Source organism: Bradyrhizobium sp. WSM1253 (assembly GCF_000244935.1).
In the GTDB taxonomy this organism is placed as follows: domain Bacteria; phylum Pseudomonadota; class Alphaproteobacteria; order Rhizobiales; family Xanthobacteraceae; genus Bradyrhizobium; species Bradyrhizobium canariense.
Genome location: NZ_JH600073.1, coordinates 3,096,880 through 3,121,402, shown reverse-complemented (window position 1 = coordinate 3,121,402; position 24,523 = coordinate 3,096,880). Strand labels below are relative to the sequence as shown.

24 protein-coding genes are annotated in these 24,523 nt (G+C 64.2%); 19 read left to right on the top strand and 5 right to left on the bottom strand.

Features of this window, described 5'->3' with window-relative positions; genetic code table 11:
• From BRA1253DRAFT_RS16225 to cydB, 7 genes are all read left to right on the top strand, one after another.
• Positions 1-501 carry a Dps family protein gene (locus BRA1253DRAFT_RS16225; protein ID WP_007596078.1) on the top strand — a complete coding sequence of 167 codons (501 nt, stop codon included), beginning with the start codon at positions 1-3 and terminating at the stop codon, positions 499-501.
• A 218-nt stretch (positions 502-719) separates the two neighbouring features.
• Positions 720-1,385, top strand: a complete 666-nt coding sequence (locus BRA1253DRAFT_RS16220) for an HdeD family acid-resistance protein (protein ID WP_245285932.1) — start codon at positions 720-722, stop codon at positions 1,383-1,385.
• A gap of 3 nt (positions 1,386-1,388) precedes the next feature.
• Positions 1,389-2,225 (top strand): formate dehydrogenase accessory sulfurtransferase FdhD, encoded by an 837-nt coding sequence (gene fdhD, locus BRA1253DRAFT_RS16215; RefSeq protein WP_035993483.1) that lies wholly within the window; start codon positions 1,389-1,391, stop codon positions 2,223-2,225.
• Complete coding sequence (locus BRA1253DRAFT_RS46210) at positions 2,149-2,601, top strand: YoaK family protein (RefSeq protein ID WP_371261322.1); 453 nt, start codon at positions 2,149-2,151, stop codon at positions 2,599-2,601. The genes fdhD and BRA1253DRAFT_RS46210 overlap by 77 nt, the downstream gene beginning before the upstream one ends.
• Positions 2,483-2,914 carry a DUF1275 family protein gene (locus BRA1253DRAFT_RS45270; RefSeq protein WP_245285930.1) on the top strand — a complete coding sequence of 144 codons (432 nt, stop codon included), beginning with the start codon at positions 2,483-2,485 and terminating at the stop codon, positions 2,912-2,914. The genes BRA1253DRAFT_RS46210 and BRA1253DRAFT_RS45270 overlap by 119 nt, the downstream gene beginning before the upstream one ends.
• Positions 2,915-3,113: 199 nt before the next feature.
• A complete protein-coding gene (locus BRA1253DRAFT_RS16205) occupies positions 3,114-4,523 on the top strand; it encodes a cytochrome ubiquinol oxidase subunit I (RefSeq protein WP_007596071.1) in 1,410 nt (469 codons plus the stop codon).
• A 2-nt stretch (positions 4,524-4,525) separates the two neighbouring features.
• Complete coding sequence (cydB, locus tag BRA1253DRAFT_RS16200; RefSeq protein ID WP_007596062.1) at positions 4,526-5,512, top strand: cytochrome d ubiquinol oxidase subunit II; 987 nt, start codon at positions 4,526-4,528, stop codon at positions 5,510-5,512.
• Positions 5,513-5,595: 83 nt separating this feature from the next.
• Here cydB and BRA1253DRAFT_RS16195 read toward each other — a convergent pair whose 3' ends face one another.
• Positions 5,596-6,843: an oxalate decarboxylase family bicupin gene (locus BRA1253DRAFT_RS16195; RefSeq protein ID WP_007596061.1), complete on the bottom strand. Its 1,248-nt coding sequence runs from the start codon at positions 6,841-6,843 to the stop codon at positions 5,596-5,598.
• A gap of 249 nt (positions 6,844-7,092) precedes the next feature.
• Here BRA1253DRAFT_RS16195 and BRA1253DRAFT_RS16190 point away from each other — a divergent pair, with 249 nt between their 5' ends.
• Positions 7,093-9,384, top strand: coding sequence for an FdhF/YdeP family oxidoreductase (locus BRA1253DRAFT_RS16190; protein WP_007596060.1), 2,292 nt, complete (start codon positions 7,093-7,095; stop codon positions 9,382-9,384).
• Between the two features lie 14 nt (positions 9,385-9,398).
• Here BRA1253DRAFT_RS16190 and BRA1253DRAFT_RS45265 read toward each other — a convergent pair whose 3' ends face one another.
• The gene (locus BRA1253DRAFT_RS45265; RefSeq protein ID WP_245285929.1) at positions 9,399-10,112 is read right to left on the bottom strand and encodes a sensor histidine kinase; all 714 of its coding nucleotides are present in this window, start codon (positions 10,110-10,112) and stop codon (positions 9,399-9,401) included.
• A 15-nt stretch (positions 10,113-10,127) separates the two neighbouring features.
• On the opposite strand from BRA1253DRAFT_RS45265, the gene BRA1253DRAFT_RS45260 reads away from it, so the two are divergent.
• Positions 10,128-10,958 carry a hypothetical protein gene (locus BRA1253DRAFT_RS45260; RefSeq protein ID WP_245285928.1) on the top strand — a complete coding sequence of 277 codons (831 nt, stop codon included), beginning with the start codon at positions 10,128-10,130 and terminating at the stop codon, positions 10,956-10,958.
• A 31-nt stretch (positions 10,959-10,989) separates the two neighbouring features.
• On the opposite strand, the gene BRA1253DRAFT_RS16180 is transcribed toward BRA1253DRAFT_RS45260, so the two are convergent.
• Entirely contained in the window at positions 10,990-14,133 is a 3,144-nt protein-coding gene (locus BRA1253DRAFT_RS16180; RefSeq protein ID WP_007596058.1) for an efflux RND transporter permease subunit, read from the bottom strand.
• Positions 14,130-15,302 (bottom strand): efflux RND transporter periplasmic adaptor subunit, encoded by a 1,173-nt coding sequence (locus tag BRA1253DRAFT_RS16175; protein ID WP_007596057.1) that lies wholly within the window; start codon positions 15,300-15,302, stop codon positions 14,130-14,132. The genes BRA1253DRAFT_RS16180 and BRA1253DRAFT_RS16175 overlap by 4 nt, the downstream gene beginning before the upstream one ends.
• A 27-nt stretch (positions 15,303-15,329) precedes the next feature.
• Between BRA1253DRAFT_RS16175 and BRA1253DRAFT_RS42825 the strand changes: the two genes are divergently transcribed.
• Positions 15,330-15,752, top strand: a complete 423-nt coding sequence (locus tag BRA1253DRAFT_RS42825; RefSeq protein ID WP_245285927.1) for a hypothetical protein — start codon at positions 15,330-15,332, stop codon at positions 15,750-15,752.
• 266 nt (positions 15,753-16,018) lie between these two features.
• Here BRA1253DRAFT_RS42825 and BRA1253DRAFT_RS16165 read toward each other — a convergent pair whose 3' ends face one another.
• Positions 16,019-16,360 carry a hypothetical protein gene (locus BRA1253DRAFT_RS16165; protein WP_007596049.1) on the bottom strand — a complete coding sequence of 114 codons (342 nt, stop codon included), beginning with the start codon at positions 16,358-16,360 and terminating at the stop codon, positions 16,019-16,021.
• Between the two features lie 315 nt (positions 16,361-16,675).
• On the opposite strand from BRA1253DRAFT_RS16165, the gene BRA1253DRAFT_RS16160 reads away from it, so the two are divergent.
• The 9 genes from BRA1253DRAFT_RS16160 (at position 16,676) to BRA1253DRAFT_RS16120 (ending at position 24,521) form a co-directional block, all read left to right on the top strand.
• Positions 16,676-17,461 carry an alpha/beta hydrolase gene (locus BRA1253DRAFT_RS16160; protein ID WP_007596047.1) on the top strand — a complete coding sequence of 262 codons (786 nt, stop codon included), beginning with the start codon at positions 16,676-16,678 and terminating at the stop codon, positions 17,459-17,461.
• 98 nt (positions 17,462-17,559) lie between these two features.
• Positions 17,560-18,426, top strand: coding sequence for an MBL fold metallo-hydrolase (locus BRA1253DRAFT_RS16155; protein WP_007596044.1), 867 nt, complete (start codon positions 17,560-17,562; stop codon positions 18,424-18,426).
• The gene (gene mdcA / locus BRA1253DRAFT_RS16150; protein ID WP_007596043.1) at positions 18,423-20,069 is read left to right on the top strand and encodes a malonate decarboxylase subunit alpha; all 1,647 of its coding nucleotides are present in this window, start codon (positions 18,423-18,425) and stop codon (positions 20,067-20,069) included. Before BRA1253DRAFT_RS16155 ends, mdcA begins: the two co-directional genes overlap by 4 nt.
• A 10-nt stretch (positions 20,070-20,079) precedes the next feature.
• Positions 20,080-20,397: a malonate decarboxylase acyl carrier protein gene (mdcC, locus tag BRA1253DRAFT_RS16145; protein ID WP_007596039.1), complete on the top strand. Its 318-nt coding sequence runs from the start codon at positions 20,080-20,082 to the stop codon at positions 20,395-20,397.
• A complete protein-coding gene (locus BRA1253DRAFT_RS16140; protein ID WP_007596038.1) occupies positions 20,394-21,332 on the top strand; it encodes a biotin-independent malonate decarboxylase subunit beta in 939 nt (312 codons plus the stop codon). The genes mdcC and BRA1253DRAFT_RS16140 overlap by 4 nt, the downstream gene beginning before the upstream one ends.
• A complete protein-coding gene (mdcE, locus tag BRA1253DRAFT_RS16135; RefSeq protein ID WP_007596036.1) occupies positions 21,319-22,041 on the top strand; it encodes a biotin-independent malonate decarboxylase subunit gamma in 723 nt (240 codons plus the stop codon). The genes BRA1253DRAFT_RS16140 and mdcE overlap by 14 nt, the downstream gene beginning before the upstream one ends.
• Complete coding sequence (mdcG, locus tag BRA1253DRAFT_RS16130; protein ID WP_007596035.1) at positions 22,016-22,696, top strand: malonate decarboxylase holo-[acyl-carrier-protein] synthase; 681 nt, start codon at positions 22,016-22,018, stop codon at positions 22,694-22,696. Before mdcE ends, mdcG begins: the two co-directional genes overlap by 26 nt.
• Positions 22,693-23,574, top strand: coding sequence for a triphosphoribosyl-dephospho-CoA synthase MdcB (gene mdcB, locus BRA1253DRAFT_RS16125; RefSeq protein ID WP_007596034.1), 882 nt, complete (start codon positions 22,693-22,695; stop codon positions 23,572-23,574). The genes mdcG and mdcB overlap by 4 nt, the downstream gene beginning before the upstream one ends.
• On the top strand, positions 23,571-24,521 hold the full coding sequence (locus tag BRA1253DRAFT_RS16120; RefSeq protein WP_007596033.1) for an AEC family transporter: 951 nt from the start codon (positions 23,571-23,573) through the stop codon (positions 24,519-24,521). The genes mdcB and BRA1253DRAFT_RS16120 overlap by 4 nt, the downstream gene beginning before the upstream one ends.
• The last annotated feature ends 2 nt before the right edge of the window (positions 24,522-24,523 follow it).

Below are 24,523 nucleotides of genomic sequence, written 5' to 3'. Positions count from 1 at the left end.
ATGACCAAAGCAGATCTCCAAAGCCCGACGGATCTCGGGGCCAATGCGAACCGGGACGTTCCAGCCGCGCTGAGAGCGCTGCTGGCTGATGTCTTCGCGCTGTACCTGAAGACCAAGAACTTCCACTGGCACGTGTCGGGTAGGCACTTTCGCGACTACCACCTCATGCTCGACGAGCAGGCCGAGCAGATCTTTGCCATGACCGACGACATTGCCGAGCGGGCACGCAAGATCGGCGGAACCACGCTGCGCTCGATCGGCCAGATCGCGCGCGAGCAGCGCATTCTCGACAACGACGCCGATTATGTCGAGCCGCAGGACATGCTGGCCGAGCTGCGCAGCGACAATCAGCAACTGACGCGGGAAATGCGCCGGGTCCACGAGCTCTGCGACGAATACGGCGATGTCGCGACCGCAAGCCTGCTGGAAAACTGGATCGACGAGACGGAACGGCGGATCTGGTTCTTGTACGAGACCGGCCGGGACGGCCCGAACTCGTAAGCACCTGGTATGGGATGCGGCCGCAAAGCGAAGCGGGCCGCCGCGCAGCGACGACGCGGAAGCGAGGGAGATCCTCGCGTCCGCGTATTGCTGTCTGATCGTCTTCGCATTGATCGACCAGGGCGCACGCCACGTACCCATCGGTCGTGAATCCCGCAGCAGCGTTTCACATCGTGCGGATGAAACAATGGCGCTGCATCCTCGAAAGATGACTGGACGTGGATCTCTATAGGCTTGACCGCATCCATGACCGGCAGGCCGGTCATACGTACAAGGGTCAAGCCATGACGGATATGTCGAACTCGAAGGCGTCGCTCGGAAGGGCCGTTCACGCGATCAGCGGAAAGGGGGGCTGGTTCGTTGCGCTGGGGGTCGGTGAACTGATCCTCGGCGGCATTGCGTCGGCCAATCTGATGGCAGCAAGCCTCGCTTCCGTGCTCGTCATCGGCGTCACCATGGCAGTCGCCGGGATCTTCCAGATCGTGCATGCCTGTTCGGTGCACGGCCTGCGCGGCTTCCTGTTCTGGCTGCTCGCCGGAATCGTCTATGCCGCTGCCGGAGCCGTCATTCTCTATGATCCGCTGCTCGCGTCGTTCACGCTGTCGCTCGTGGTGTGCGCCTTCCTCGTCGTTGCCGGTGCGACACGGATTTGGGCAGGTTTCCATATCCGGCCGGCGGCGGGCTGGCGCTGGGTCGTGGCAGCCGGCGTTGTGACGTTCTGCGTCGGCGCCATGCTGATTGCGGTCTTGCCCGCCGTCGGCCTGTGGCTGCTCGGTGCGATGCTGGTCGTCGATCTGGTCTTCCAGGGTTGGGGCTTTATTGCATTCGGGCTCGCGCTCAGAAGTCGGGCCTCGCGGCATTCGGCCGAACCGGCGGCGGTGTGAGCCATGATGACAGGGTCGACATTCACGCGGCACCGGGAGATCGCCTGGCGCAGCGGTCGCACGAAATCGACATCGCGGCTGGTTGCCGAGGAGAGCGCCATCGCGCTCACCTACAACGGATCGACCCATGCCGTGATGATGGGAACGCCGGCCGATCTGGAGGATTTCGGTGTCGGCTTTAGCCTCACCGAGGCGATCATCGATCGCGCAAGCGAGATCAGGAGCATCGAGCTGATCTCGAACGAACTCGGCATGGAAGTGCGGATGTGGCTTGGGGGGGACCGCGTGACGACCCTGGCCGCGCGGCGCCGCGCCATCAGTGGTCCGGTCGGGTGCGGTCTATGTGGCATCGAAAGCCTTGAACAGGCGCGTCGCACGCCATCGCGGGTCGGAGGCGATGCCATTGCCTTTCACGCGCGGGACCTGCTGAACGCCATGCATGCGCTGTCTCCGTTGCAGGTTTTGAATCAGCACACACGATCCGTTCACGCGGCAGCCTTGTGGCGCCCTCGCACGGGCATTGCCGTGATCAGGGAGGATGTCGGCCGGCACAACGCGCTCGACAAGCTTGCCGGCGCAATCGCCCGCGACGGCAAGTCAGCCTGCGACAGCGCCGTGCTGCTGACGAGCCGCGTTTCGGTGGAGATGGTGCAGAAGGCTGCGATGATCGGCGCGCCGGTCGTTGTGGCCGTTTCCGCGCCGACCGCGCTCGCGATCCAGACCGCGAACGAGGCGGGAATCACGCTACTCGCCGTCGCCCGCGATGACGGATACGGCGTGTTCACGCATCCGCGCCGTGTTCTGCTGCCTGACGAGGCCGCGCCGCGCGCCGGCTGCTGACTTCAGCGGACCCGCGAATATGGCCATGCAAACTGCAGCACTGGAGCCCCTGGCCGGGACAAGCGTCGAAGCCTGTGCGCCGGAACGATCGCTGCTGGTTGCCTCTGTGCTGAGCATGTCGGGCGGTTTCCTCGACGCGTTTACCTGGCTGTCACTCGGCGTCTTCGCGAGTTCGCAGACCGGTAATGTCGTCTTCCTCGGAATCTATGCGCTATCAGGGCAATGGCAGCGCGCGCTTCATCATCTTCTTCCGCCTCGTGGCCTTTGTCCTGGGAGCGTTGGTGGCGGTTCGCACCCGGGCGGCGTTATGTTGCCTCATCGGAGAGATCGTCTGTCTCGCCGCGACGATGCTGTTGCTTCATCGCGTTTCGGATGAGATCACGATCCTCGTCATCTCTTTTGGCGTCGCGCTGCAGTCGGCAAGCTTCAGACAGGTCGGTCACTGGAAATACCTCTCGGTCACGGTCACCGGCAACATGCTCCGCGCCATGGATCAGTTCGTTGCGGCGCCTGATCGCGATGCGGCGCGCGGCGCCGGAACCATGCTCACGCTCTGTTTGGCGTTCCTGCTAGGGGCGGCCGTCGGCGGTTGCGTGACGAAATGGTTGGGAACCTGGAGTCTCGCTCTGCCGATTGCATCGTCGGTGTACGTGCTCTGGCTCTGCCGCCAGCGAAGCCATTCGCGCTGACGTCGCGCTCGCTCGCTGCGGGTCGAGGCGTTCACCATGCCATTCGGCAAAAGGACGTTCCTTCGCGGAAGCGCATGGGCCGTCCCCGCGGATAAGCTCCCGGGTGCGGCCGCGGCCCTTAAGGTCGACAACATTCCGCAGCCGGCCGCACGCGCGCCGGCGGCCGCGAACCGGGCGTGAGCGAACGGGAGTCTATCCGATGGATCCGACGGCACTCCTCCTGTCGCGGCTGCAATTCGCCTTCACCATCTCGTTTCACATCATCTTCCCGGCATTCACGATCGGGCTTGCCGCCTGGCTCACCGTGCTGGAAGCGATGCACCAGTACAGCGGCAAGCCGGTCTACCGGACCCTGTTCGCGTTCTGGCTGAAGATCTTCGGCGTGGCATTCGGCATGGGCGTCGTATCGGGCGTGGTGATGGCGTTTCAGTTCGGAACGAACTGGAGCGTGCTCTCGAAGATGTCGGGTCCGATCCAGGGCCCGCTTCTGTCCTACGAAACATTCACCGCCTTCATGCTGGAGGCGGGCTTCTTCGGCATCCTCATCTTCGGCCGGCCCCGGGTGTCGCCGTGGTTCTACCTGTTCTCGACCGCGATGGTTGCGCTCGGAACCACGCTGTCGGCGTTCTGGATCATGGTCAACAACAGCTGGATGCAGGTGCCGACCGGCTACGTCCTGCAGAACGGCCAGTTTGTGCCTGATGACTGGGCGCAAATCATCTTCAATCGCGTGGTCTGGGTCCGGTTTCCGCACATGCTGCTGGCGTCCTACCTGACCGGCGCGTTCTGCGTGGCGGCGACCGGCGCGTGGTATCTGCTGCGGCGGACCTATCGCGCCGAGGCACATGTGATGCTGCGGATGGGCCTCGCGCTCGCGGCAGTGCTGCTGCCGGTCCAGCTCTTCATCGGGCATCTCGTCGGTGACTACGTCCACGACTACCAGCCGGCCAAGTTCGCCGCGATCGAGGCACGCTGGCATGACGAGCAGCCGGCCTCGGAGGTGCTGATCGCAATTCCCGATTCGAGCACCGAATCGAACAAATACGCGATATCGATTCCCGTGCTCGGCAGCATCATCGGCAGCATGAGCCTGACATCGAAAGAGGTCGGCCTGACCAGCTTTGCGCCGCAGGACCGGCCGCCGGTGACGATACCCTTCTTCGCCTTCCGCATCATGGTCGGCTGCGGTTTCGTGATGCTGGGGCTGGCTTGGCTTGGGACTTGGCTCGGCCTCAAGCATCGGCTCGATCGGAGCCGCCCCCTGCTGTGGGGCATCTTCCTCAGCTTCCCGCTGCCGTGGATCGCAATTCTCACCGGCTGGTACACCGCGGAAGTGGGGCGCCAACCATGGACCATCTACGGCGTGCTCCGCACTGCGGACGCCGTGACGCCGTTCCTGACCGCGTCGGCTGCGTTGGCTTCCCTGATCCTGTTCGTCGCGGTCTACGCCTTCATCTTTTCGTTCGGGACGTATTACATCTATCGGCTGCTGCGTGCCGGCCCGGCGGGACTCGGCGGCAAGCCGCTCCTCGCTCCCGTGCCCAATCGGCCGATGTCGCTCGCCGATCAGGTGCCGACCGCCCGCAGCTATCTCGAGGCAGGAGAGTAACCATGGTGATGTACTGGGTTGCCCTTCTTGCCATCAGCATTCTGATCTATCTCCTCCTCGACGGGTTCGATCTCGGCGTCGGCATGCTGTTCGGTGTGGCCGGCAGCGAGGCGAAGCGGCATGCCATGCTGAGCACGGTCGCTCCGGTCTGGGACGGCAATGAGACCTGGCTGATCGTCACGGGCGTGATCATGTGGGGCTCGTTCCCCGTGGTCTACGCCATGGTGATGTCGGCCCTCTATATCCCTGTCGTCGTGATGCTGCTTGGATTGATCCTGCGCGGCGTGGCCTTCGAGTTTCGCGGCAAAGCCCTCCGTTCGCGCTGGGTCTGGGACGTCGGTTTCGTCGCGGGTTCGTTCGCCGCCAGCTTCATGCAGGGCGCGATGGTCGGCGCTCTCGTCGAAGGACTTCAGTTCTCCAACGGCGATTATACCGGTGGAACGCTCGGCTGGCTGACCGCCTTTTCCGCCCTGTGCGGCATCGGACTCTGCTTCGGCTATTCGCTGCTCGGGGCCTGCTGGCTGGTGAGGAAGAGTGATGGTCCCGTTCGGGATGCCGCGCGGAGCCAGATCCCGCCGCTGGCGACCGGCGTCCTGGTGTTCCTGGTCGTCGTCCTTGCATATGCGCTTGCCGAGCATCTTCCGATTCTGCAGCGCTGGACCGACCGGCCCTATCTGCTCGTGTTTCCCGCGATCGGCGCCGGTGCGGCCGCGATGCTGGCCAAGAGCATCCTGGTCCATGACGATTATTGGCCGTTCCATATGGTCGCGCTGATCTTCGTGGCGGCTTTCGCCACGCTCGCTCTGTCGTTCTGGCCCTACATGATCCCGTTCGTCATCACGATCGACGAGGCCGCGGCGCCTCATGCAAGTCTCGCCTTCATGTTCTGGGGCGCCGGCCTGGTCGTATTCCCGCTGATGCTGCTCTATGTCGCCGTCGGTTATCGCGTTTTCCGCGGCAAGGCGGCCCCAGCGGCCGATCACCACTGACCGCTGCACGGCTCGAAAGGCGAACAAAAAGAAAGGCGCCGGTTTCGGCGCCTTCCTCGTTCTGGTCCCTATGTGGCTTTGCTTCAGGATTTGGGCATGACACCGGGGCTACTGTCCGGCCATTGGGCGATCAGCTTCTCGTCGATGTTGAAATGCTGGGCTACCAGCTTGGCCGGCGTGTGTGTCAGCCAGTTGGAGAGCGACACCTCCTCGTAGCGGGGCGCACGGAACACGCCGACGAACTGCAATTCGGTGTCGCCGACATTCTCGACATAATGGCCGAGATTGCGCCGGACATAGCCGATGTCGCCGGCCGAGAAATCCGTCGTCAGCGCGTTGGGGCCGGTGTCGAACACCGTCATCCGCGCCTTGCCTTTGATGTAGTACTGCCACTCGTCGGCGTTCGGATGCCAGTGCATCTCCCGGACCGCTCCCGGCGGCATCGTCACCAGCGCCGCGGCGACGGTGGTGGCCACCTTGAAGTTGCTGCTGTCGGCGACGCGGATGCTGCCGGCGGAGCTCTCCTTTACCGGCGCCGAACTGCCGAGCGAATGGATGAACGGATAGGGCGGTGCTTCGGCATGCTTGGCGACTGCGGCACGATCGGCGGCGAGATCGCTGGGCAGCGTGCCCTGGAAGATCCAGCGATTGTGCAGCGGGATCTTCGCGAAAGCGTCGGCGGGGACGCCGAAATTCTTCCCGAGTATCTCGGGCGGCGTATGGGCGAGCCAGTCCGTCACCAGCAGCGTGTTGAACTCATTGGCGTGGCCGTCGTCGAAACAGATCACGAATTCGCAACCATCAGGCCCCAGGCCTTGCAGCGAGTGCGGTGCGCCCGGTGGGAAATACCAGAGGTCGCCGGCCTTGAGGTCGCCGACATAGGGGCGCCCCTGCGTGTCGAGCACGGTGATGCGGCAGCTGCCGTAGGTCATGATCGCCCATTCGGCCGCCTGATGCCAATGCAGCTCGCGGATGCCGCCGGCGGACAGCCGCATATTGACGCCGGAGATTTCCTTCGAGATGGCGAAGTCCTCGACGGTGACTTGCCGTGCCCAGCCGCCATTCTGGATGCGCCTCGGCGCATTGTTGAACGAGGCCCAATCCATCGGCAAGCCACCGACGTCGGTCGCCGGCGGGCTTTGTGCGGAGGGGAATTGCTTGCCCAGTTCGGGATTCTGCGGACCGGGATCAGTCAGGCTTCCGGGGCTCTTGGCGTTGACGGCGCCTTGCGGCGGCTCGTCCGGATTGCCGAAGGTTGCGGCCTGCGCACTGGAACCGACCATGGCGGCGCCTGCCGCGGACATGGCCAGCAAATCACGTCGTGAAAACATCTTGGGTCGCTCCTGAAAACTGTCGAAAGCCCTCCCGTAGCGACGGGGCTCCGGCCGACAAACCTAGTTTCCGCTTGCCGCTTCTGCTTCCGCGAACGGCGCTGTTTTTGCCGGAATGCATGGCTGCTTCGGCCCGCCGCCCGGGATCGAACGTGTGCAATTGCGAAATTCGGCTTCGTTCTGAAAAGACGGCTCTGCCTGCGCGATCCTTAACTGAACCGGAGAATTGCCATATCGAGAGATATCGAGATGACCACGAAATCGGTTCGTCCCTATCGCGAGCCCGCCGGCGGCTGGGGCGCACTCAAGGCGCTCAGCGAGGCGCTTCTGGTGCAGCGGGCGCCGCTGAAAGGTGCAGCGACGCTCAGCCGGATGAATCAACCGGAGGGTTTCGATTGCCCCGGCTGTGCCTGGCCCGATCCGAAGCATACCTCGTCATTCGAATTTTGCGAGAACGGCGGCAAGGCGATCGCCTGGGAGACAACATCGAAGCGCTGCACGCCGGAATTCTTCGCCGAGCATACCGTCACGGAGCTCGCGGGCTGGAACGATTACGATCTCGAAATGGTCGGGCGGCTCACTCATCCGGTGGCCTACGACGCCGCATCCGACCGCTATCTCCCGATGGCGTGGAGCGATGCATTCGACATGATCGGTCGCGAGCTCAAGGCCTTGCCGGATCCGAACATGGCGGAGTTCTACACGTCCGGGCGGACTTCGAACGAAGCCGCCTTCCTCTATCAGCTCTTCGTGCGCGAATACGGCACCAACAACTTTCCCGACTGCTCGAACATGTGCCACGAGGCGACCAGCGTCGGCCTGCCGTACTCGCTGGGCGTCGGCAAGGGCACCGTGCTGCTGGAGGATTTCGACAAGACCGATTGCATCTTCATCTTCGGCCAGAATCCGGGCACCAACAGCCCGCGGATGATGACCAGCCTGCGTAATGCGGCACGCCGCGGCGCGTCCATCATCTCGTTCAACCCGTTCCGTGAGCGGGCGCTGGAGCGCTTCCAGGCGCCGCAGAGCCCGGTCGAGATGATCACGCTGTCGTCGACGGCGATCAGCTCAAGACTGTTCCAGGTGCGGGTCGGCGGCGACGTCGCCGTCCTCAAGGGGATCATGAAGATTCTGGTGGAAGCCGACGAGGCCGCTCGTGCCGCCGAGCAGCCGGAGATCCTGGACTGGGATTTCATTCGCGGCCACACCATCGGCATCGAAGCGCTGATCGATGATCTCAAGCGCACGCAATGGCCGGACATCGAACGTCAGTCCGGCCTGACGCGCGAGGACATGGAATATGCGGCCGGCGCCTATATGAAGGCCGAGCGCGCCATCCTCGTGTACGGAATGGGCATCACCCAGCACTGGCGCGGTGCGAACAACGTCCAGCAGATCGCCAACCTCGCGCTGTTGCGCGGCAATGTCGGGCGCGATGGCGCCGGCGTATGCCCGGTTCGCGGTCATTCCAACGTGCAGGGCGATCGGACCGTGGGAATCACGGAAGTTCCCAAGGCGGACTTCCTCGAGCGCCTGGAGCAACGCTTCGGCTTCAAGCCTCCGGCCGCGCCGGGACACAACGTGGTGACCGCGTTGGAGGCCATGATCCGCGGCGAGGTGAAGGCCTTTTTCGCGATGGGCGGCAATTTCGCCGCGGCCATTCCGGACTGGCAGGCGACGCGGGCTGCGCTTGGCAAGCTCGATCTGACCGTCCACGTCTCAACCAAGCTCAACCGCAGTCACCTGATCCACGGCCACGCCGCCCTGATCCTGCCGTGCCTCGGGCGCACCGAGATCGATGTGCAGCAATCGGGGCCACAGTCGGTCACGGTGGAGGATTCGATGTCGATGGTGCATGCGTCCGCCGGCCGCAACAAACCGGCATCGGAGCATCTCCTCAGCGAGATCGCGATCGTCGCCGGCGTCGCCAAGGCGACGCTGGGCGAGCGCACGGTGGTCGACTGGGACGGCTTCGTCGCTGATTACGACCGGATTCGCGATGCGATCGAGGCGGTATTCCCGATCTTCCAGGGCTACAACGCCCGCATCCGCGTCCCCGGCGGCTTCCATCTTACCTCGACGGCACGCGAGCGCATCTGGGCGACGCCGTCGGGCAAGGCGAACTTTTTGGTCTTCCCGGGTTGCGGCGAGGACCCGCCGCAGAGCGATCCCGATTTCCTGTGGCTCACAACCATACGCAGCCACGATCAGTACAACACGACGCTCTACTCGATGTCCGACCGCTATCGCGGCGTGTTCGGCCAGCGCGACGTGGTCTTCCTCAACGAATACGAGATGAGCAAGCGCGGGCTTGCCGACGGCGACCGCGTCGACCTGATAACCGCCTCGACCGATGGCGCCGAGCGGATCGTGCGTAACTTCCGCGTGGTAGCCTATGCCTTTCCGACCGGCTGTTGCGCGGCGTACTATCCGGAGACCAATCCGCTGGTGCCGCTCTATGCCCGTGATCCCCTGAGCTTCACGCCATCATACAAGGGCGTCCCGATCCGCCTGGTGCGTGCGGCCGCGGCAGGGGAATAGCGGCACCGCCGGAGTCACATATCCGCGTGAAGGTCGCAGCGCGGCGGATCGACGGGGATGGCGATGGGCAGCGTAAACCAGAACCGGGCGCCACTCGTACCATTGCTTTCAGCGCCGATCCGGCCGCCATGCGCTTCGACGATTGACCGGCAGATCGGCAATCCCATGCCCATGCCGCTGTCCTTGGTCGTGAAGAAGCTGTCAAACAGACGATTTGCATGCTGGGCGGCGATGCCGGGACCGTTGTCCTCCACCGAGCAGCACAATGTTGCGGCGTCCTGTGTGACCGTGCTGATGACGATCTTGCGATCGTCATATCCGGCCTGCGTTATTGCCTGCGCCGCGTTGATAGCGAGATTGACGATCACCTGCTGGAGTTGGGTGCGATCTCCGAGAACCAGCGGCGCGCCCGGATCGGGCCGGTGCAGGATCGTCACGCTGCGGGATTCCATCTCGTGTTGAAGGAAAAGAAGTGCTTCGCGGATGATCTCGTCAAAGGACAGCAATGCCTGCTCGGGGGCTTTCCGGGAGGCCATCCCGTGAACGCGCGCCACGATGTTCGCGGCGCGCTGGGTATCCACGACGATGTTCTCGATGGTCTTGCGGATCTCGAGGATATCGGGCGTGGGCCTGTTCAGCCACCGTAGGCCGGCGGCGCCGTTGGTGGCGATGGCGGCCAGCGGCTGATTGACCTCGTGCGCGATCGACGCGGTGAGCTCGCCGAGCATCGAGACGCGCGCGGCATGCGCGAACTCGGCCTGTACCTGCTGGAGCTTCTGCTGGGCGCGAATGCGTTCGGAAATGTCGATGGTAACGACCAGGCTTGCTTCGAGATTGTCAATGGGGCCGACGCGAGCCGTCGTAAAGAGAACGTCGACGATGCGGCCGTCCCACGTGACCATCTGGGTCTCTTCCTCGAAATTCGTTTCTCCGCGGAAGCGGGACTCGATAGCCCGGCGGAACGTATCTGGACGTTGCTTCCAGGTCTCGGCCATGGAACGTCCGACATAGCCTTCCCCGAAACTCTGGATGGCCCGTTCGTTGGCCTCCTGAATCGAGAGTGCGTCCATGCAGGTCCGGAGGAAATCGGGATGGCTATCGAGATAGAGGCCCAGATCGGTAACGCCCTCGGCGCGCAACTTTCGGAACAGCGCCATCAGCCTGCTGGTGTCGAGCTGCCGAAGCGCGATCGGCATCCGGCTGAACAAATGGCGGTAACGCTGCTCGCTCCGCTCCAGCTCGGCATGGGCCTTCTTCTGCGCGGTGATGTCCATGACCGCGCCGACGAGCGTCAGCGAAGCGGCCAGAAAAGCGGCGAAGGCAATCGCCGCGAAATTGTCTCCGAGCAGCGAGCAGGCGAAGGACAGCAAGGTCAAAACAAGGCTACCCCAAGCCCACAGCAGAATCCGATCCTGTATTGTGTGGATCGGCAGCAAACGGCGCCACCATCGACGAGGCTGTACGGGGTCGGAGCCATCCAGGCATTCGAGCGTCATGCAAAAGGTTTACCGCCCCGCCGGAGGCCGGTCTTTTGCCTTTTCGTCGGCGCTTTGTCAAAACGCACGAAGCTGTGATCGAGCTGGCATCATGCCGCCAGTTAACTACTCAAGCGGATTCATGGCGCAATCCAGTATCCGCTTCGCGCGTGGCTGGAGTGGATGTCTCGGCCGACCGCGGCTTGCGTCCGGTGAGCCAATTGCTGAGCCGGTCCAGATAGAGATAGACGACGGGCGTCGTGTAGAGCGTCAGGATCTGCGATAACATCAGACCGCCGACGATAGTGTAGCCGAGCGGCTGACGCAGCTCGGCGCCGGTGCCGGAGCCGATCATCAGCGGTACGCCGCCCAGCAGCGCCGCCATCGTCGTCATCAGGATGGGGCGGAAGCGCAGCGTGCAGGCCTGGTAGATCGCCTCTTCCGGGCTGAGCCCGTGCTGGCGCTCCACCTCGAGGGCGAAATCGACCAGCATGATGCCGTTCTTCTTGACGATGCCGATCAGCAGGATGATGCCGATGATGGCGATGACGCTGAGATCCACGTGGACCGCCAGCAGCAAGAGCAGCGCGCCGATGCCCGCCGACGGCAGCGTCGACAGGATCGTAATGGGGTGGATCAGGCTCTCATAGAGCACACCGAGGATAATGTAGATCACGATCAGCGCCGCGCCGATCAATAGCGGCGTGCCCGACAGGGAGGACTGGAACGCCTGCGCATTGCCCTGGAACGAAGCCGTTAGCGAGGCGGGCTTGCCGGTGCTCTTCTCGATGTTCTGGATCGCCGCCACCGCGTCGCCCAGTGCGACGCCGGGCTTCAGGTTGAACGAGATTGTCACCGAGGGGAACAGGCTCTGGTGATTGATCAGGATCGGCGCGGGCTTGATTTCGCTGTGAACCAGCGTGCTCAGGGGGACCTGCTGGCCGGTGGCCGAGTTCAGGTAGATGTCCTTGAGCGCTTCGGGGCCGTACTGAAAACGTGGGTCGACCTCCATCACGACATGGTACTGGTTCAGCGAGGTGAACATCGTGGAGACGATGCGCTGGCCGAATGCGTCATCGAGCGTGTTGTCGATCGTCGTGGGCAGGATGCCGAAGCTCGATGCGACCTCGCGATTGACGGTGACCTCCAGCCTCGGGCCGGCATTGGCCTGGTCGCTCGCGACGTCGGTGATGAGGTCGAGCGCGCGGAGCTTCTCCAGAAAGATCGCCGACCAGTTGGTGAGCTCGTTGGAATCGGCGTCCGTCAGCGTGTACTGATACTGAGTCTTCGACAGCCGTGCGCCGATGGTGATGTCCTGCGCGGCCTGCATGTAAAGCCTGATGCCCTGAATATGGGCGAGCCGAGGCCCTAGCCGCTCGATGATCTGATCGGCACTGGCCTTGCGCTCGGGCTTCGGCTTCAGGACGATGAAGATGCGTCCCTGGTTGAGCGTCGCGGTCGGGCCGCCCGGGCCGATATAACTCGCCACCGACTGGACCGCTGGATCCTTCGAGAGGATATCGACGACCGCCTGCTGGCGCTCGGACATCGCGGGGAAGGAGATGTCCTGTGCGGCTTCGGTGATGCCGACGATCTGCCCGGTGTCCTGCTGCGGGAAGAAACCCTTCGGTATGATGACGTAGAGGTAGCCGGTCAGCGCGATGGTCGAGAGCATCACCAGCAGCGTCACGAAGCGATGGCGCAACACGATTCGCAGGCCTCTCGCATACAGTGCGAGCAGGGCATCGAAGCCGCGTTCGAAGGCGAGGTAAAGCCGGCCGTGCTTCGCCCGCGAGTCGTCCTTCAGCAGGCGCGCGCACATCATCGGCGTCAGCGTCAGCGAGATGATGAGCGACAGCAGCAGCGCGGCGGTGATCGTGATCGCGAATTCCTGGAACAGCTTTCCGACGTAACCGCCCATCAGGAACAGCGGGATGAACACCGCGATCAGCGACAGGGTGATGGAGACGATCGTGAAGCCGATTTCGCTGGAACCTTTGAGCGCGGCCTCCATCGGCGTCATACCCTGCTCGAGATGGCGCACGATGTTCTCGATGACGACGACGGCATCGTCGACCACGAAGCCCACCGCGATCGACAGTGCCATCAGCGAGAGGTTGTCCAGGCTGTAGCCGAGCACGTAAAGCACCGCGAACGTGCCGACCAGCGACAGGGGAACCGTGATCGCCGGGATGATCGTGGCCCAGAAATTCCGCAGAAACAGGAATATGACCATCACCACGAGTGCGACCGTCAGCATCAGCGTGAATTGAACGTCGGAGACTGCGGCGCGAATGGTGGCGGTCCGGTCGGCGGCAATCGTCACCTTGATCGCAGGCGGAACGGAGGCTTGCAGTTGCGGCAGCAGCTTCTTGATGCGATCGACGGTTTGGATCACGTTGGCGCCGGGAACGCGCTGCACCGCCAGGATGATGGCGCGATCGTTGCCGTACCAGCCGGCCAGGAGGTCGTTCTCGGGCCCGTCGACCGCCGTACCGATGTCGCGTATCCGCACCGGTGAGCCGTTGCGATAGGCGATGATGAGGTCTTCATAGGCGGCGGGCTTGAGCAACTGATCGTTGGTGTTCAGCGTATAGGTAACGCGCGGGCTGTTGAGCGTGCCCTTGGGCAGGTCGACATTGGCGCCGGCGATCACGTTGCGAACGTCTTCGAGGCCGATGCCGCGCGCGGCAAGCGCCTGCGGATTGACGCGAACGCGGATTGCGGGTTTCTGCTGGCCGCCGATGCCGACGAGGCCCACGCCCGGCACCTGCGAGATCTTCGGCAGCAGGATGTTCTCCGCATAGGCATCGACCGTGGTCAGCGGCAGCGAGTCGGACGTCAGCGCGATCAGCATGATCGGCGTCTCCGCCGGGTTCACCTTCCGGATCGTCGGTGGGTAGGGGATATTCGGCGGCAAGAACGGGCTCGCGGCATTGATCGCGGCCAGCACGTCCACCGCTGCGCTGTCCACCGTGCGCGACAGCTCGAATTGCACCGTGAGCTGGGCCACGCCGAGCGCACTGGACGAGGTGAGCTGAGTGATACCGGGAATCTGGCTGAGCTGCTGCTCGAGCGGAGTGGCCAGCGACGAGGCAATCGTGCCCGGGTCGGCGCCGGGCAGTTGCGCCGAGATCTGGATGGTCGGGTAGTTGACGTTCGGCAGCGCGCCGACCGGCAACAGCGGATAAGCCGCAAGGCCGCACAGCAGCAGGCCCGCCATCAGCAGCGCGGTTGCGATCGGCCGCAGGATGAAGGGGGCGGAGATGTTCATGGGATTGCGTCCTGCACGGCGCTCTGCAGGTCGGCTTCACGCGCGGCCTTGCCGTGCAGCTCGAGAACGCGGCTGCCTTCCGTCAGTCGATACTGGCCGTCGACGACGACAACGTCACCGGATTTCAGGCCCTGGTCGATCAGGGCCTGGCCATCGGTGATCTGGGCGACGTGAACGGGACGCAAGGTAACCGTCCGGTCAGCGGATACGACATAGACATAGCTGCCGTTCGGCCCCTGCTGCACGGCCGAGCCGGCGACAGTGAGCGCATCCTTCTGAATCTCGAGCAGCAGGCGCGCATTCACCAACTGGCCCGGCCATAGCCGGTGCTCATGGTTCGCAAACACCGCCTTGAGCTGGACGGTGCCGGTCGTTCCCGCGATCTCGTTGTTGACCAGCAGTAGCGTGCCTTCGTCGAGCTTTGTCTTGTTGTCCTGGCTGTAGGCGATGACCTTCAGGGCGCCCTTTGCGGCGTGCTCCTGGATCATCGGCAGGTCTGCCTGCGGCAGGGTGAACAGCAGCGAGATCGGCTCGATCTGGGTGACGACGACGAGGCCATTGGCGTCGGTCGGATGAATGACATTGCCGACATCGATCTGGCGAACGCCGGTGATGCCGGGAACGGCCGACGAGAGGCGCGTATAGCTCAGCTGGACGTTGGCCTCGTCGATCTGGGCCTGGTCCGCCTTCACGGCGGCCTTGAGCTGCGCCACCTGCGCCGTCTGCGTCTCGATCAGTTGGGGGGTCGCATAGCCCTTGTCGCCGAGTTGATTGTAGCGGGAGAGATTGGCTTCGGCATTCGCGAGCTGTGCTTGGTCCCTGTCGCGATTGGCCGTCAACTGCTCGATCTGGGCCTCGTAAGGACGTGGATCGATCTGGGCGAGCAAGTCGCCGGCCTTGACGGCCTGTCCCTCGGTGAAGGCGATCTTGACGATCTGTCCTTGAATCTGGCTGCGCACGATGTCGGTGTTGTAAGCGATCACCGTGCCGATGCCGTGCAGATAGATCGGAACGTCCTTGCCCGTGACCGTGGCGGCGACCACCGGCACCGCAGCGGGCACGGGTGCGGCTGCCACGGCCGGCGATCGGTCGGTGCCGAAGAACCAGAAGCCCGCGCCGAGCATGATCGCAGCGAGAGTGAGGAGCGCAATGGTGAGGTTCCGTTTCACGGTGATGGTCCTTCTTGATCTCAGGGATTGCCGGAGCCGTCGATCGATGTCGTGCCGTTCAAGGACGTTGTGCCGTTCAAGGGCGTCGGGCCAGCCACCGGCACGGACGGACTGATTCCGGCGCCTCCGATTTCAGTGGCGCCCAGCGGAATTCCGACGCGGCCGACCGTCGATGTCGAGGGCAGGGACGGGACCGCTGCGGTGCTGCCGGCACAAGTGGTCGATGAGGTGCCGGACAACCCGCCGCCGTCGAACAATGCTCCGGTCGATGCGGCGTTGCCGGACCCGGCGCAGGCGCTCGTGCTTTGCGCAGGGTTGATCGGCGAGATGCCGGGCGTTACGATTTCGATCGATCCCAACGGAATGCCCACTGGCCGCGTGGATTGCGGGTTGAGCGGCGACGTCGCAAGCATGCCGGCGGGAGGCTGCATTCCCGGCGCCGTTGTTTGAGCGATGGCCGCAGCCGGGACCAGCCACAGCATGGCGGTCGCAAGCATCACACCGTTGTATGTTGAATATTGTTGTCGCATGGATGAAAGCTCCGGCCGACTGCGATCGAACAATAGGAAGCTGCGCCGGCGCGGGTATTTCCAGAACGCACGCCCTGCTGCCCGGCTGCACGACGACGAGGCGAATCCGGTGCGTCGTGCATCGCATTCTGTCTTGCGCGACCACGTTCGACGCATCGCCTCGCCGTTGGCCTGAGATAGCCTTCGCTATCTCAGGATGGCCCGGGCGTGCGCGATCTCCCGACTGCACGCGGCGAGGTCGCCGCCGCGATTGGCGGTGCGCGCGCGATCGAGCGAGTCGAGCGCCTCGGTGAAATCGATGCCATTGCCACCAGCTGCTTCCGCGAGCGAGCGGGGCGTGGGTTGATGGCCGCGCAGCGCGCTGAGGCTCTCCGGCTTCCAGCCGTGGGAGCCAGCGTCTCTTTCTATGGCCAGATCGAGCTGGGCCTGGGTTTGCGCGATGTCATCCGTGCAGGTTCCGGCACGAGCCGGCATTGTTGCGTACAGCAGGGCGAAGAGGGCCAAGCTGCACTTTGCGATGGATGTCATTGTTCGATCCTATGCTTGAATTTCGAGTGACGTCAGGAACGTTGCCTTGAATGACAGGGCGCGCATCGATCGTCTTTCGTGTACGAACGCCGGCCGTTCACGCTTGCGAGAGGTCATGTCATGAATGTCAGCGTACATAACGTGAGCCCCCAAAAATGCCTCGCTCAACGGGGCTACGTCCGGAGGATGTTCGAGCAGCGATCGTCGCAGCTCGCGTGTCCAGGCGTGCGAAGTGGCAAGGATAGTTGTTTGCGGAAATACGCAAGCAAGCCTTGAAATTAGTATCGCGTCATTCCAACCCGGAGTGATCCCGACATGAAACACATCAGCGCCAGCCTCGCCTTTGCCGCCGCTCTCTCCTTGTTCTCGGCCGTCGCCCCTGCGCGCGCGGAGCCCCTGAAGAACATCGTCCTGGTGCACGGCGCCTGGGTGGATGGGTCCGGCTGGAAGCCGGTCTACGAGATCCTGACCAAGGAAGGCTTCCGCGTCACCATGGTGCAGGAGCCCGAGACCTCGTTCGCCGACGACGTCACTGCGGCCAAACGTATTCTCGATCTGCAGGATGGCCCGACGCTTCTCGTCGGTCACAGCTACGGTGGCTCGATCATCACCGAGGCCGGCGTACATCCCAACGTCGTCGGTCTTGTCTACGTCGCCGCACATGCGCCCGACGTCGGCGAGGACGAATCGGCGCTGGGCAAGAAGACGCCGAGCGTGCTCGGGAAGACCGAAGGCGTCATCAAGATGACCCCCGACAAATTCACCTATCTCGATCCCGTGCAATTCCCGAAACTGTTCGCGCCGGATCTGCCGCGCGAGCGGGCTGAGTTCGTCGCGCGCTCGCAGGTCCCGGCCGCGACACAGGTCTTCAGCACGCCGCTGACGGCAGCGGCGTGGAAGACCAAGCCGAGCTGGGGCATCGTCGCCGGCAACGACCAGATCATCAGTCCGGATCTGGAGCGCTGGTACTATGAGCGCGCCAAGAGCCAGACCACTGTGATCCCCGGCGCGAGCCACTCGGTCTACGAGTCCCGTCCGAAGGAAGTGGCGGCGGTCATCGCCCGCGCCGCGCGCAGCATTCAGTCGCCGGTCACGCGCTGACCGTGCTTTTGCTGGTCCCGACGCACGACCGGCAGAAGGAAGGACGGCGGGAGTGACAGCACTCCCGCCGCCCCGAATATTCCATCCGGAGAATTCCCATGAAAATGATCGAGACGACCAGCTCCGCTCTGAACTGGAAGGTGACGACGGTGAAGCGGGCCGGACTCAGCCGCGACTTGCCGTCCGGCAATCCGGATTTGATGTGGGTCGCGAATTCGTCGACGCTGATCTACGGTGAGCGGGATGCGGTTCTCGTCGACACGTTCCTCACCGCCGGGCAGTCGAAGACGTTGCTGGACTGGGTCGTTTCGTGCGAGCGAAATCTGACCACGATCTATGTCACGCACGGGCACGGAGATCACTTCTTCGGCCTGGCGCCGCTGCTCGATCGCTTTCCGCATGCGAAGGCCGTTGCAGTTCCCGAGGTCGTCGAGGAGATGAAGGCGCAGCTTGCACCTGAAGCGCTCGATGGCTTCTGGCGCAAGCGCTTTCCGGGCGAGATCGCAGAGCGTCTGGCCGCGGCTGCGCCCCTCGAAGGCGAGCTTACGCTCGAGGGACACAAGCTCGTCGTCGTCGACATGGGACGAACCGATACGGCCCGCTCAACTGCTCTTCATGTCCCCTCTCTCGACCTGATTGTCGCCGGCGACACCGTGTACAACGGCATTCATCCCTATCTGGTCGAAACCGATACGCAGAGCCGGCTGGAATGGATCGCCGCGCTCGGCCGGCTCGATGCCTTGAAGCCGCGCTTCGTGGTGGCCGGACACAAGAAGCCGGACAACGACGACGAACCGCGCAACATCGCTGAGACCCGTCAATACCTGCTCGATTTCAACCGCCTCGATAAGGCGACGACATCGCCGCGCGAGCTTTACGAGGCGATGCTCGAGCTCCATCCCGACCGTGCCAATCCGGGATCGCTCTGGAGCGGAGCCAACGCCGCAAAGGAGCTGAGGTCGTGACGAGCTGGCAGAACAATCGAGCCGCGCGCGATGCGCGCATTGCGGCAGGAGCCGGCCTTGCCCGCGGCAAGGTCGTTGAAGCGCACGACGTCACGCGCCTGCTGGAGGCCGTGGTCCGATCGGGAGACCGGGTTTGCCTGGAGGGCGATAACCAGAAGCAGGCGGATCTCTTGAGCCGCGCGCTGCTGGCGGTCGATCTGTCCAAGGTCAACGATCTGCACATGGTGCAGTCGGGTGTGGTTCTGCCCGAGCATCTGGACCTATTCGACCGCGGGGTCGCAAAGCGGCTCGACTATGCTTATTCAGGACCGCAATCGGCGCGCATCGCGCGCATGCTGTTCGGCGGCAAGATCGAGCTGGGCGCGGTTCATACCTATCTCGAATTGTTCGCCCGCTACTTCATCGACCTTACGCCGCACGTCGCGCTGATCGCCGCCGTCAGCGCCGACCGCGAGGGAAATCTCTACACCGGCCCGAATACCGAGGACACCCCGACCGTGGTCGAGGCGACCGCGTTCAAGGACGGCGTCGTGATCGCACAGGTCAACGAAATCGTCGACACCGTTCCGCGGGTCGATATCCCGGCGGACCGTGTCCATTTCATCGTCAAGGCCGACAAGCCGTTCTTCGTCGAGCCGCTGTTCACGCGCGATCCGGCGGCGATCACGGAAGGCCAGATTCTGACAGCGATGCTCGCGATCAAAGGTGTCTATGCGCCCTATGGCGTACAGCGGCTCAATCACGGCATCGGCTTCAGCACAGCCGCGATCGAGCTCCTGCTGCCGACGTTCGGCGAGAGGCTGGGGCTGAAGGGCACGATCGCGTCCCATTTCGCGCTGAATCCCCATCCCGCGCTCATTCCGGCGATCGAGTCCGGCTGGGTGCGGCAGATCCACTCGTTCGGGTCGGAGGTCGGCATGGACGACTACATCCGGGCCAGATCCGACGTCTACTTCACCGGTTCGGACGGCTCGTTGCGCTCCAACCGCGCCTTCTGCCAGACCGCCGGTCTCTATGCTTGCGACATGTTCATCGGCTCCACACTGCAAATCGATCTGCAAGGGAACTCGTCGACCGTGACCACCTCGCGCATTGCAGGCTTCGGCGGCGCCCCGAACATGGGGGCGGATGCCCGCGGGCGACGCCATCCGAGCGAGCCCTGGCTGAAGGCCGGAGCAGAGGCCGATCCCGACGGTTCGGCACTGATGCGCCGCGGCCGCAAGCTGGTCGTGCAGATCGGCGAGACGTTCGGCGACAAGAACGTGCCGCTGTTCGTCGAGAAGCTCGATGCGATCGAGCTCGCCGAAAAGCTGAAGCTCGATCTCGCGCCGGTCATGATCTACGGCGACGACGTCACGCACATCATCACCGAAGAGGGCGTGGCAAACCTCTTGCTGTGCCGCACCGCGCAGGAGCGAGAACAGGCCATTCGTGGCGTTGCCGGCTACACCGACGTTGGCCGACGGCGGGACTACGGCATGGTCTCGCGCCTGCGCGAGCGCGGCGTGATCCGCAGGCCGGAAGATCTCGGTATCAATCCGCTCGATGCGGATCGCAGCCTGCTGGCGGCGCGCTCGATCAAGGATCTCGTGCGCTGGTCGGGCGGACTCTACGCGCCGCCCTCAAAATTCAGGAATTGGTGAGGGACCGACCATGGAAGATCTCAACTTTCAACACCAGGTTCGCGCGCGAGCCGGCGGCACCAGGCAACGCGCGATTGTCGGCGTGGTCGCTTCCGGAAATCTGGAAGTGCTGGTCGAGCGGAGCTTGCCGGATGCGGAATGCGTCGTGGACATCAAGACCGCGGCCATAGGCTTCGGAGCTGTCTGGAGCGCCGTGATCGGCGATTTCGTCGAGCGCTATTCGCCGGGCGGGCTGAAGTTCTCGATCAATGACGGTGGTGCGCGTCCCGATACGGTGTCGCTTCGGCTAGCGCAGGCGGTGCGATTGATCGCGGAGGCCGGCCAATGACCGCTCCGCTCAAGGACATCAGCCCGGCCGAACGGGCCCGCAGCACAAGCTTCTACGAGGCGTCGGCCCGCACGCGGCTGGACCTGCTCCTCGACGCCGGCAGCTTCGTCGAGTTCATTGGACCGGAGCAGCGCGAAGTCAGCCCGCATCTGAAGATATTCGACCTTCCCGAGCAGTTCGACGACGGCATCATCGTCGGTCACGGACGGCTTGATGGCTCGCCGGTGTTCGTCGCTGCGCAGGAAGGCCGCTTCATGGGTGGCGCGTTTGGCGAGGTGCACGGCGCCAAGCTGACGGGGCTCCTCCGCGCCGCGCGTCAGATCGGCTCGATCCCCGTCCTGATCCTGTTCGATACCGGCGGCGTCCGCTTGCAGGAGGCGAATGCTGGCGAGATGGCCATCGCCGAGATCATGCGCGCCTTGATGGAAGCCCGCAGCGCAGGCGTGAAGGTCATCGGCCTGATCGGCGGCAGGTCCGGATGCTATGGCGGCGGCGGCCTGATCGCAGGCTGTTGCTCCGCTCTCGCCGTCTCGGAGCCGGGGCGTATCGCAGTGTCGGGCCCCGAAGTGATCGAGACCAATCGCGGCGTCGAGGAGTTCGATTCCCGCGATCGCGCCTTGGTCTGGCGGACCATGGGAGGCAAGCATCGCCGTCTGCTCGGTGCCGCCGATGTCTTCGCCGACGACAATGTGCAGGATTTTCGCGAGGCCGCGCTGGAGCTGCTCGGCCTGGTCGGACCTTTCGGTCTCGACAGACTGAGGGCCGAGCAGCGGCGGCTTGCCGACCGGCTGCGTAGCTTCGGTGACTGCGGCGATGCCGTGGACATCTGGACGGCGGAAGGCATCGCGCATGCCGAGGCCGTTCCAGAGCTGCCGGCCGATCAGTTCATTGCTCTTGCCAACCGGATCGGGAGGACCAGCCGTGACGCTCGATAATATCCTCGCTTCGCTCTTTCCCGACGGCCATGAGGTGAGGAACGACAAGGGCGTCATCCTCGGCTCGGCGACGCTGCGATCCGGCGGCCGGATGCTCGTGCTTGGTGTTGCAGACCGGACGGCGTTAGGCGTCGACGAAGCGATCAGGCTGTCGGGCCACGTCCTGGAGTCGATCGACCGGGACTCCGGGCCGATCCTGGTGCTCGTCGACAGCGACAGCCAGCGCATGAGCAAGCGTGACGAGCTGCTCGGGTTGAACGAGTTCCTCGCCCATCTGGCGAAGGTGCTGATCCATGCGGATATGAATGGCCACCCGACCGTCGGTCTTCTGTATGGTCACTCGGCTGCGGGCGCCCTGCTTGCGACGGGCCTAGCGACGCGCGTGCTGGTCGGACTGCCCGGGGCCGATCCCGCGGTGATGGACCTGCCGTCGATGGCGAAGGTCACCAAGCTGTCGATGAAGGCCCTGCAGGAAAAGGCGAAGTCGACGCCGGTGTTCGCCCCGGGCCTGTCCAATCTCGCACAGATGGGCGCCGTTCACATGACGTGGAGCAATGCCAGGTCGCTTGCCGACCAGTTGGAGGCGCTGCTGGCCGGCATGCCGGCCGTGCAGGATCGGCGGGATGCGCTCGGCAAGGAGCGTGGCGGCCGGCTGAAGGCCACGGAGATCGCGGAGCGCGTTCATGACCTCGCCCTGCAAGCACGGTGAGCGTCCACCGGGTCGTCACGACCTGGTCTTCATCAGCCCCGAAGGCTGGCGCGCGATGCTGGACGCGCGCGACGACCTCGCAGCCGATTCCCTTCTCGCGCGCTGGCCAAAAATGCGGTGGCCAACGATCAGGCGACGCGCCCTGCCATGCGAGGCAACAGGCCTCGCGCTGGGCCTGCCCTTGCCGCCCTCTGCCGGCAAGAAACGGGTCTCTCTCGTGGTCGATATCGACCACGTCGCCTCGGTCGCGAGGCCGCCGTCGCTGCGGCAGGCGCGGGCCTACGCGCCGCGCAACTGGTGGCCGACGCTCGACCGGCTCGACGGGCTGGCGCTTCGCCATGCGGTGGAGGTGCGCGTGTTCGGCAGCCTGGCCTGGCAGGCGCTGACCGGGCTCGACTACGTCACCGACCGTTCCGATCTCGATGTCCTGTTCGAGTTTCACCGCGAAACCGACATCGATCGTTTCGTCGCCGACGTCGCTGCGATCGAGACTGATGCGCCGATGCGGCTCGATGGCGAGTTGATGGGCGCCGACGGCGCTGCGGTCAACTGGCGCGAATTCCACAGCGGCACCAGCGAGCTTCTGGTCAAGAGCCTCGCGCGCGTGGTCCTGCTCGGCAGGCATCAATTCATGTCGGGAGCTACGGGATCATGATCACCACGGCCGCAAGAGGCGTGGAACGGCCGGTTCTGCGCCGGGCGCAGATCGCGCCCGATGTCTCCGCGATCGGCGCCGTCGCCGCCGATTGCCTCGTCCAGGAGCTCGAAACCTGGCCGAAGCCGGGGCTGGTGAGCCATGTCGACAACGGCAGCCACGACGACATGGATGCGGGCACGTTTCGTCGCAGTGCTGCGGCCATCAGGCCCTACCTGCAACGCCTGGCCGATGCGGGCGCGCTTGGCTGCGGCATGGGGCGGCTGCGCATCATCGGCCTTGAAGCGGAGCGCGCCATGCTGGCGGCGACCGCGGGGGTCAACACGCACCGTGGCGCGATCTTCGGGCTCGGCCTGCTGTGCGCGGCGGCCGGCGCGAGAGCCGGCGGGTTGGTCGATCCCGGACTTCCGCTTGGCGCTGTCGTGGCGCGCCTGTGGGGCGACAGCATATTCGATGGTCCGGTGCTGCTGCACAGCCATGGCAGCGCAGCTCGCCGCCGCTTTCGTGCGGGTGGTGCACGGATGGAGGCCGCAAACGGATTTCCCAGCGTCTACCGGATCGGCTTGCCGGCCTTGCGCGGAGCGACGCCGATTGCGCTGGAAGATACGGAAGCCGCCCGGGTCGAGGCGTGCTTTGCGCTGATCGCATTCGTCGAAGACACCAACCTCCTGCATCGCGGTGGGCTTGACGGCCTTCGCTTTGCACATGACGCGGCGCGTCGCTTCATCGCTTCAGGCGGCGTCGGCGTGTCCGGCTGGCGTGCGCGGGCGCAGTCGATCCACGAAAGCTTCGTCGCCCGTCGCCTCAGCCCGGGTGGATCGGCCGACCTGCTTGCGATGACGCTCTTCGTCGACGCCCATGAAAGGCCGATTTCATGATGTCCAACGCGATCCTGATGGCGCTGGTGCCGGTCTTCTTCGTTCTGTTGCTGGGATACGCCGCCGGAAAATTCCATATCGTCGACAATCTTCACGTCGACGCCCTCAACGCACTCGTGATGGATTTTGCGCTGCCGGCCTCTCTGTTCGCGGCGACAGCCTCGGCGTCACGCCGTGAGATGATCGAGCAGGTTCCGCTCTTCCTGGTGCTCGGCGTGACGATGCTGCTGGTCTATCTCGCCTGGTATTTTACGGCGCGTGGGGTCTCCAAGGTTTCCCGGTCGGAAGCATCATTACAGGCGCTGACGATTGGCTTTCCGAATCTCGCCGGCGTGGGCCTTCCGATCATGACCTCAGTCGTGGGGCCGGCCGGCACTGTGCCGGTTGCCGTCGCATTGGCGGCGGGCTCGATCCTCATCAGTCCGCTGACCCTGATCATGGCGGAAATGGGCGCCGCCAAGGCTCGCGGCGAGCAAATGGCGGCACGGCAGGTCCTGACGGCAATTCGGCGTGCGATCACCAAGCCGGTGGTACTCGCGCCCGCGCTTGGCATCCTGTTCTCGTTATCGGATGTGAGCCTCGACGCGTTGGCCCGTGCAAGCCTCGCGCTGATTGGAAGTTCGGCTGCCGGCGTCGCCCTGTTCCTCACCGGAGCCATTCTGTCGGCGCAGTCGTTTCGGCTGGACTGGAAGGTCGTCGCTGCAACGGTGGCTTCGGACATCGTGCGCCCGCTGCTGGCAGTTGCGGTCATTTGCCTCATTCCGATGACGAAGGACGCGGCGAAAACGGCTATTCTGCTCGCCGCGACGCCGTCGGGCTTCTTCGGAATTTTGTTCGCGGTCAACTACCGGCTGGATTCCGCAAGGGCAGGGTCGATGGTCATCGCCAGCACTGGATTCAGCGTCGTGACCCTGGCGATTGCGATCGCGCTGCTCTTTCCCCATTAGGC

Coding starts and splice junctions, on each gene's coding strand:
- BRA1253DRAFT_RS16225 (WP_007596078.1), top strand. CDS start 1: ATGACCAAAGCAGATCTCCAAAGCCCGACGGATCTCGGGGCCAATGCG.
- fdhD (WP_035993483.1), top strand. CDS start 1,389: ATGATGACAGGGTCGACATTCACGCGGCACCGGGAGATCGCCTGGCGC.
- BRA1253DRAFT_RS46210 (WP_371261322.1), top strand. CDS start 2,149: ATGACGGATACGGCGTGTTCACGCATCCGCGCCGTGTTCTGCTGCCTG.
- BRA1253DRAFT_RS16205 (WP_007596071.1), top strand. CDS start 3,114: ATGGATCCGACGGCACTCCTCCTGTCGCGGCTGCAATTCGCCTTCACC.
- cydB (WP_007596062.1), top strand. CDS start 4,526: ATGGTGATGTACTGGGTTGCCCTTCTTGCCATCAGCATTCTGATCTAT.
- BRA1253DRAFT_RS16195 (WP_007596061.1), bottom strand. CDS start 6,843: ATGTTTTCACGACGTGATTTGCTGGCCATGTCCGCGGCAGGCGCCGCC.
- BRA1253DRAFT_RS16190 (WP_007596060.1), top strand. CDS start 7,093: ATGACCACGAAATCGGTTCGTCCCTATCGCGAGCCCGCCGGCGGCTGG.
- BRA1253DRAFT_RS45265 (WP_245285929.1), bottom strand. CDS start 10,112: ATGCTCGGCGAGCTCACCGCGTCGATCGCGCACGAGGTCAATCAGCCG.
- BRA1253DRAFT_RS45260 (WP_245285928.1), top strand. CDS start 10,128: ATGCGCGAACTCGGCCTGTACCTGCTGGAGCTTCTGCTGGGCGCGAAT.
- BRA1253DRAFT_RS16180 (WP_007596058.1), bottom strand. CDS start 14,133: ATGAACATCTCCGCCCCCTTCATCCTGCGGCCGATCGCAACCGCGCTG.
- BRA1253DRAFT_RS16165 (WP_007596049.1), bottom strand. CDS start 16,360: ATGACATCCATCGCAAAGTGCAGCTTGGCCCTCTTCGCCCTGCTGTAC.
- BRA1253DRAFT_RS16160 (WP_007596047.1), top strand. CDS start 16,676: ATGAAACACATCAGCGCCAGCCTCGCCTTTGCCGCCGCTCTCTCCTTG.
- BRA1253DRAFT_RS16155 (WP_007596044.1), top strand. CDS start 17,560: ATGAAAATGATCGAGACGACCAGCTCCGCTCTGAACTGGAAGGTGACG.
- mdcC (WP_007596039.1), top strand. CDS start 20,080: ATGGAAGATCTCAACTTTCAACACCAGGTTCGCGCGCGAGCCGGCGGC.
- BRA1253DRAFT_RS16140 (WP_007596038.1), top strand. CDS start 20,394: ATGACCGCTCCGCTCAAGGACATCAGCCCGGCCGAACGGGCCCGCAGC.
- mdcG (WP_007596035.1), top strand. CDS start 22,016: ATGACCTCGCCCTGCAAGCACGGTGAGCGTCCACCGGGTCGTCACGAC.
- mdcB (WP_007596034.1), top strand. CDS start 22,693: ATGATCACCACGGCCGCAAGAGGCGTGGAACGGCCGGTTCTGCGCCGG.
- BRA1253DRAFT_RS16120 (WP_007596033.1), top strand. CDS start 23,571: ATGATGTCCAACGCGATCCTGATGGCGCTGGTGCCGGTCTTCTTCGTT.